Source organism: Pseudomonas sp. Sample_20 (genome assembly GCF_004307585.1).
Classification (GTDB): domain Bacteria; phylum Pseudomonadota; class Gammaproteobacteria; order Pseudomonadales; family Pseudomonadaceae; genus Aquipseudomonas; species Aquipseudomonas atacamensis.
Window position 1 is genome coordinate 103058 of sequence record NZ_RCOA01000122.1, and the last position, 6797, is coordinate 109854.

7 protein-coding genes are annotated in these 6797 nt (G+C 60.0%); 4 read left to right on the forward strand and 3 right to left on the reverse strand.

Annotation, left to right across the window (positions count from 1 at the left end):
• Positions 1–119 precede the first annotated feature (119 nt).
• Entirely contained in the window at positions 120–1754 is a 1635-nt protein-coding gene (locus D8U70_RS24035; protein ID WP_071172404.1) for a methyl-accepting chemotaxis protein, read from the reverse strand.
• Positions 1755–2058: 304 nt separating this feature from the next.
• Here D8U70_RS24035 and D8U70_RS24040 point away from each other — a divergent pair, with 304 nt between their 5' ends.
• Positions 2059–2889 (forward strand): undecaprenyl-diphosphate phosphatase, encoded by an 831-nt coding sequence (locus D8U70_RS24040; RefSeq protein ID WP_016774688.1) that lies wholly within the window; start codon positions 2059–2061, stop codon positions 2887–2889.
• Positions 2886–3314 (forward strand): DUF1294 domain-containing protein, encoded by a 429-nt coding sequence (locus D8U70_RS24045; protein ID WP_130929911.1) that lies wholly within the window; start codon positions 2886–2888, stop codon positions 3312–3314. The genes D8U70_RS24040 and D8U70_RS24045 overlap by 4 nt, the downstream gene beginning before the upstream one ends.
• A gap of 149 nt (positions 3315–3463) precedes the next feature.
• On the opposite strand, the gene D8U70_RS24050 is transcribed toward D8U70_RS24045, so the two are convergent.
• Complete coding sequence (locus D8U70_RS24050; RefSeq protein WP_016774690.1) at positions 3464–3823, reverse strand: MmcQ/YjbR family DNA-binding protein; 360 nt, start codon at positions 3821–3823, stop codon at positions 3464–3466.
• Entirely contained in the window at positions 3820–4728 is a 909-nt protein-coding gene (locus tag D8U70_RS24055; protein WP_122507325.1) for a LysR substrate-binding domain-containing protein, read from the reverse strand. Before D8U70_RS24055 ends, D8U70_RS24050 begins: the two co-directional genes overlap by 4 nt.
• Before the next feature lie 126 nt (positions 4729–4854).
• Here D8U70_RS24055 and D8U70_RS24060 point away from each other — a divergent pair, with 126 nt between their 5' ends.
• Together D8U70_RS24060 and D8U70_RS24065 are read left to right on the forward strand one after the other, a co-directional pair.
• Entirely contained in the window at positions 4855–5466 is a 612-nt protein-coding gene (locus D8U70_RS24060; RefSeq protein ID WP_016774691.1) for an FMN-dependent NADH-azoreductase, read from the forward strand.
• Between the two features lie 167 nt (positions 5467–5633).
• Positions 5634–6671, forward strand: a complete 1038-nt coding sequence (locus D8U70_RS24065; protein WP_071172407.1) for a dienelactone hydrolase — start codon at positions 5634–5636, stop codon at positions 6669–6671.
• Positions 6672–6797: the final 126 nt, after the last annotated feature.

A 6797-nucleotide genomic window follows, 5' to 3' on the forward strand; every position in this document is an offset into this window, starting at 1 on the left:
GGTCGAGGTACGCCGACCTGGAATATCGCGTCGAACGCAGATCATGAAAAGCGCAATGATCTGCTCCCTCTCCTCGGGGAGAGGGCTGGGGTGAGGGGTGGGCTCACCTCGGTGACCGGTCAGACCCGGAACTGGCGCAGCAACCCGTTGAGCTGTTCGCTCAGTTGCCCAAGCCGTAGGCTGGCCGCGCTCGACTGCTCAGCCGCCAACGCGGTGCTATGGGAAAGCCCGGCCGCCTGGGTCACGTTCTGGTTGATGTCCTCAACCACCTGCGCCTGTTGCAAGGTAGCGCTGGCAATCGACGCATTCAGACCGTTGAGATTACGCAACGCCTGGCCAATCGCATTAAGGCTCGCCCCGGCCAGTCCCGCCTGTTCGATGGTCAATTGCGAGGCCTTGCTGCTGTCGCCGATCACCTTCACCGCAGCCTCCGAATGATTCTGAAGACGCTCGATCATCGACTGAATCTCCGCCGTCGATTTCTGCGTACGCTGGGCCAGCAAGCGCACCTCATCGGCCACCACGGCAAACCCGCGACCCTGTTCTCCCGCGCGCGCCGCTTCAATCGCCGCGTTCAAGGCCAGCAGGTTGGTCTGCTCGGCAATCGAGCGAATCACTTCCAGCACGCTGCCAATCTGCGTGCTCTCCGCCGCCAGGGTGCGGATCACTTCCACCGCCTGATCGATCGTGCCGGAGAGCTTGTCGATCTGTTGCAGGCTGCCGTCAATGTTGATCTGCCCCTGTTGCGCCTGCGCTTCGGCATCACGCATTTCTGCGGCGGCGTGTTCGGCGTTTTTCGCCACGTCCTGCACGCCGTAGGTGACTTCGTTGATCGCCGTGGCCACCAATTCCATCTGCTGCGATTGCTGCTGACTGCGCTGCTGCGCCTGCGAGGCATCGTTGCCCAGCTCGCTGGAAGACTGCCCCAGAGCGCTGGCCGAGACCTGCAGATCACCAATCACTCGGCGCAGCTTGGCGGTGAAGGCATTGAAGTGATGGGCCAGTTCGGTGACTTCATCCTTGCCGTGGGTATCAAGGCTGCGGGTCAGGTCGCTTTCGCCACTGGCGATGTTGGCCATCGCATTCACGGTTTCCTGCAACGGACGGACAATGCTGCGTGCGATCAGGATCACCAGCAGCGCCATGATCAGCGCAATCGCCAGGCCGATCGCCGACGCCTTGATCATTTGTCCTTGGAATTCTGCCTGCACATCGTCGACGTAAACGCCGGAACCAATTACCCAGCCCCACGGCTCAAACAGCTTCACATACGAGGTCTTCGCAACGGGATCAGTCGCCCCCGGTTTCGGCCAGCGATAATTGACCATGCCCGCGCCTTTGGCCTTGGCGATGGCGACCATCTCGTTGAACACCGCAAAGCCGTCCGGGTCGCGGATCGCCGAAAGATTCTGGCCTTCGAGCTTGGGATTGGTCGGGTGCATGACCATCACGGGCGTGAGGTCGTTGATCCAGAAGTAGTCGCTCTGGTCGTAGCGCAGGCCACGGATCGCGGTCAGCGCCTGCTTTTGCGCGGCATCCCTGGTCAGGGTGCCGGCGGTTTCCAGGCCGTGGTAATAAGTCAGCAGGCCACTGGCGGTCTGCACCACGTGCTGGGTTTTCTGCGCCTTGGCGTGGTAGAGGTCGTCATGGATCTGCTTGAGCATCAGCACGCCCAAGGTCAGCAACATGACCACCGCCACGATCAAGATGAGCCACAAGCGTCGGCTGATCGACACACTGCGCAAGCTGTTCATAACGCTGTCACTCCGGATTCTTGTTCTTGTAATAAACGATCGCCAGCATCCAGCCACCACTGTGGGCTCGCGATTGCGCGACTTGAGCCGCCTAACGCGGGGAGCGCTATTAAGGCTTGTCTGTTAGGATTTCGGCCCCGCGCGCGAAAACCTGAATCCGGTTTTGATATTTCACGGAATTTTTACCGTTTCGTGTGGATCCTGTGCGCGCGCAATCGCTACAGCTTTTACCGGCTACGCTGGACGCAGTGAACGAAAAAATACTATCGGGGCATGCCCGCGCGCATCGCTCTCTGGGGGATTGATGGATCTTTGGACCGCCTTGCAGGCACTGATTCTAGGAGTTGTAGAAGGGCTGACGGAGTTTTTGCCCATTTCGAGTACCGGACACCAGATCATTGTCGCCGACTTGCTGAACTTCGGCGGCGAACGGGCCATGGCGTTCAATATCATCATCCAACTCGGCGCGATCCTCGCGGTGGTCTGGGAATTTCGCCGCAAGATTCTCGACGTGGTGATCGGCCTGCCGACCCAGCCGAGCGCCAGGCGTTTCACCGCCAACCTGCTGATCGCCTTTCTCCCGGCGGTGGTACTGGGGGTGATCTTTGCCGATCTGATTCACGAATACCTGTTCAACCCGATCACCGTGGCGGCGGCGCTGGTCATCGGCGGGATCATCATGTTGTGGGCCGAACAGCGCCAGCATGAAGTCCACGCCGAAACCGTCGACGAGATTCGCTGGACCGACGCGCTGAAAATCGGCTTCGCGCAATGCCTGGCGATGATTCCCGGAACCTCGCGTTCCGGCTCGACGATTATTGGCGGCTTGCTGTTCGGCCTGTCGCGTAAGACGGCCACCGAGTTTTCTTTCTTCCTCGCCATGCCAACCATGGTCGGTGCGGCGGTGTATTCGGGTTACAAATACCGCGACCTGTTCGTGCCGGCGGATTTCCCGGTATTCGCCATTGGTTTTGTCACGGCGTTCATCTTCGCCATGATTGCTGTGCGCGGCCTGCTCAAGTTCATTGGCAGCCACAGCTACGCAGCCTTTGCCTGGTACCGGATTGCCTTCGGCCTGTTCATTCTGGCGACCTGGCAGTTCGGCTGGGTGGACTGGTCGGCGGCCAAGGCATGAACGATTCCCGCACGCGCCGCCCTGAGGGGCGACCTTCAGGCGGGCGCGTTCAGCATCTGAAATTGAAGCTTGTTGTGTTGCTGATCGTCTGCGCGCTGCCGCTGTTCGGCTCGCTGTCGATGTGGCTCAGCGGCATCTCGCGGGTGCCGCTGGCGGCGTACGGGATTGTCAGTGTGCTGGCGTTCTTTCTGTACTGGGCCGACAAACGCAAGGCCCGCGCCAATGCCTGGCGCACCCCGGAAAACATCCTGCATGCGGTAGAGCTGGCGGGCGGCTGGCCGGGAGCGTTGATCGCGCAGCAGGTGTTTCGGCACAAGACGCGCAAGGTGTCGTTTCAGATTCTGTTCTGGGCGATCGTGTTGTTGCATCAGGTGTTCTGGATTGACCAGATTTTTCTCGGTTCCAACCTGTTGTCTTTGATCTAAAGAACCCACTTACCCCTGTAGGAGCTGCCGAAGGCTGCGATCTTTTGGGACGCAGAGCGTCCCCGGCTGCATTCCTTTGCTGCGCGTGGGAACGATCAAAGCACAATCAAAAGATCGCAGCCTTCGGCAGCTCCTACACGGGACCGGGTTTACAGCAACAGGCCGATTTGCGTTTTCTTAGGCAACTTGCTCACCACCAGTTGATGCGATCGCTGCAACAAACCCTGCAATTCCTCGGCACCCAGCGGGTAGGGCGGGTGCATGATGATCCACTGCGCCCGCGCCAGATACGGCGCGGGATGAATCCCCGGGCGGTCGCAATGGCCGAGAAACAGGTCCTTGTCGACCTTGAACGCCAGCGAATCACCACGTAATCCCTGCAAGGCAAACATCTTGTTGCCGGCAATCGAGAACACCCGCACGCCGCCCCATTTGTAATCTTCCCGCGCGCCGGGCAGGGCCAGACAAAACTCGGCAACCTCGGCTTCGCTCATTCTTCCTTGTTTCATAGAAATCTGTCCCCGCAGGCATTGAACGATTCGACCAGGTGATCAATCCATGCGCGCACCGCCGGCATTACCCCGCGCCGATGCGGATACACCGCTTGCAGCCAGCCGCCAGGCAATGACCATTGCGGCAGCACTTGCACCAGTGTGCCGTTACGCAATTCAGTTTCGCAGAACATCATCGGCAGCACGGTAAAACCCTGACCGGCCAGGACGCAGGCCTTGCGCACCACGAAATCATCAATGCCCAGCCGCGCTTCCATACTCAGATCGACGCTCTTGCCTTGTTGATCGAGCAGGCGCACATGCACCATGCGATCGGCTTCCAGCGCGCCGAGCACTGGCAGGGTTTTCAGGTCCTGCGGATGATTGATGGTCTTGCCTTGCATGAACGCCGGGCTGGCGATCACCACCGCCTGGGCCTGACGCAAGCGGCGGGTGACCAGCAACGGGTCTTCATCGCCGTGATCGCGCACACGCAAAGCAACATCGATGCCTTCGGTGACCAGATCGACCCGGCGGTTGAGCAGTACGACCTCCAGCTGCACCTGCGGAAACTTGCCGAGAAAGTCACTGATCACCGTCGGCAGCATTTCATGGGCAAGGCCGGTAGGGCACGACACCCGCAAGCGTCCACGCGGTTCGCTGGACATGCTCGCCACCGCTTCGTCAGCCATCTCCGCTTCCAGCAACATCGCCTGACAGTGGCGCAAATAGCGTTCACCGACGGCAGTGAGATTGAGTTGGCGGGTGGTGCGTTGCAGCAAACGTGCGCCGAGGCGTTCCTCCAGTTCGGCAATCCTTCTTGAAAGCCGTGACTTGGGAATGCCGAGCAGGCGCCCGGCGGCGGCAAATCCGCCGGCTTCAACCACTTTGGCGAAATAGTAGAGATCGTTAAGGTCCTGCATACGTGTTTCCAGTCGTTCTATCAATGGGACGAACTATCGCATTGTCGGCGACTAATCAGCTATTGGTTTGTTGCGTAGGATTGTCTCCATTCCGTCGCCGCCGGCGATTCTTTCAGGAGAACCCACATGAAACTGTTGCACATCGATTCGAGCATTCTCGGCGACAACTCGGCTTCCCGTCAGTTGAGCCGTCAAGTCGTCGACGCCTGGCAAGCTGCCGAGCCGAGCGCCGTAGTCACCTACCGCGACTTGGCCGCCGATGCGATCAGCCACTTCTCGTCGACCACGCTGGTTGCCGCCGGCACCACCGCCGAACTGCGCGACGCTGCGCAACAGCACGAAGCCGAGCTGAGCGCTTCGACCCTGGCCGAATTCATCGCGGCCGACGCCGTAGTCATTGCCGCGCCGATGTACAACTTCACCGTTCCAACCCAACTGAAAGCGTGGATCGACCGCGTTGCCGTCGCCGGCCAGACGTTCCGCTACACCGAAGCCGGCCCTGAAGGCCTGTGCGGTGGCAAGAAAGTGGTGATCGTGTCGACTTCCGGTGGCATCCACGCCGGTCAGGCCAGCGGCATCGCTCACGAAGAATATCTGAAGCTGGTACTGGGCTTCCTCGGCATCACCGATATCGAAATCGTCCGCGCTGAAGGTCTGGCCTATGGCGAAGAAGTGCGCAACAACGCCATGAGCGCTGCGCAAGCGAAGATCAGCGAGCAACTGTTCGCCGCCGCGTAAGGCTTGCGTAAAGAACAGCTGATGTTCAGGTAATCCCCCAAAAACTCTGTATTCTGGTTCCGCAAGGGCCGAATACGGAGTTTTTTGTTTCTGGCTGTTACATAATCTGGCCCGGGTTATGCAGTTTCAGCACATCCGACGATGTGGTCCAACAGGGTAGGGCATTCATGAGGCATCTTTGTGCACTGTTGCTGATTTGCCTGCTGGCCAGCCTGAATTCAGTGCAGGCCGCACCGGGGCGCCACCCTGTCTGGAGCGTCGGTTATCACGAGATGACCTTTCTCGACCCGCTCGATTTGCAACCGATGCGCGCCATCGCTTTTTACCCGTCCAGTGACCGTGAGCACATGAGCTTGCTTGAGGGCTATTCGGTCGAGGCTGGAGAAGACACCAAAGTCGCGATCGGCCGCTTTCCGATGTTGATGCTGTCCCACGGCAACACCGGTACGCCGCTGGCCCTGCATGACTTGGCCACTTCACTGGCGCGCAAAGGGTTTGTCGTGGTGGCGGTGATTCATCCCGGCGACAACTGGCGCGACCACAGCCGACTTGGCACGTTGAGTAATCTCTACGGGAGGCCAATCCAGATTTCCCAAGCGATTACCGCGACCCTCGCCGACAACATGCTGGCGCCGTTCGTCAATGCTGATCAGGTCGGTGTGATCGGTTATTCGGCCGGTGGCGAGACCGCGCTGATTCTTTCCGGGGCGCAACCGGATCTGGATCGTCTGCGCCGCTATTGCCAGGAACGCCCGGACGATCACGACGCCTGCAACACCCAGGGCGAGCTGATTGTCGATCGCGATGACTTGCAGCCGGTGGCCGATCCACGGGTTCACGCGTTATTGCTGATGGCGCCGCTGAGCCTGAAGTTCGGCCGCCACACCCTCGCCGATGTGCACGTACCGGTGCTGCTCTACAGCGGCGACGGCGACAAACTGGTGGCCTTCGATAAAAACGCTGCGGCCCTGGCGCGCAAACTGCCCACCGCGCCGGACTTCAAACTGCTGGCCGGGGCAGGGCACTTCGTGTTCATGGCGCCGTGCACCGAAGAGCAGATCCGCGCCATGCCGGCATTGTGCACCGATGCCGACGGGGTGGATCGCGAGGATATTCACCGCAACCTGATCTCCGAGGCCGGACGGTTTTTTGCTCATGCACTGGGCAGATCGACACGAGCGGGGATGCAGACGGCGGATCAATAACTCAAACACCGCATTCCCCTGTGGGAGCGAGCCTGCTCGCGAAAGCGGTGAGTCAGCCAGCTCATCTTTCTCTGACACGACGCCTTCGCGAGCAGGCTCGCTTGTATGGTAGGACTTGAAGGGAGG

Excerpts from the sequence above, each read along its gene's own strand:
- D8U70_RS24035 (WP_071172404.1), bottom strand. The coding sequence starts at position 1,754 with ATGAACAGCTTGCGCAGTGTGTCGATCAGCCGACGCTTGTGGCTCATC.
- D8U70_RS24040 (WP_016774688.1), top strand. The coding sequence starts at position 2,059 with ATGGATCTTTGGACCGCCTTGCAGGCACTGATTCTAGGAGTTGTAGAA.
- D8U70_RS24045 (WP_130929911.1), top strand. The coding sequence starts at position 2,886 with ATGAACGATTCCCGCACGCGCCGCCCTGAGGGGCGACCTTCAGGCGGG.
- D8U70_RS24050 (WP_016774690.1), bottom strand. The coding sequence starts at position 3,823 with ATGAAACAAGGAAGAATGAGCGAAGCCGAGGTTGCCGAGTTTTGTCTG.
- D8U70_RS24055 (WP_122507325.1), bottom strand. The coding sequence starts at position 4,728 with ATGCAGGACCTTAACGATCTCTACTATTTCGCCAAAGTGGTTGAAGCC.
- D8U70_RS24060 (WP_016774691.1), top strand. The coding sequence starts at position 4,855 with ATGAAACTGTTGCACATCGATTCGAGCATTCTCGGCGACAACTCGGCT.
- D8U70_RS24065 (WP_071172407.1), top strand. The coding sequence starts at position 5,634 with ATGAGGCATCTTTGTGCACTGTTGCTGATTTGCCTGCTGGCCAGCCTG.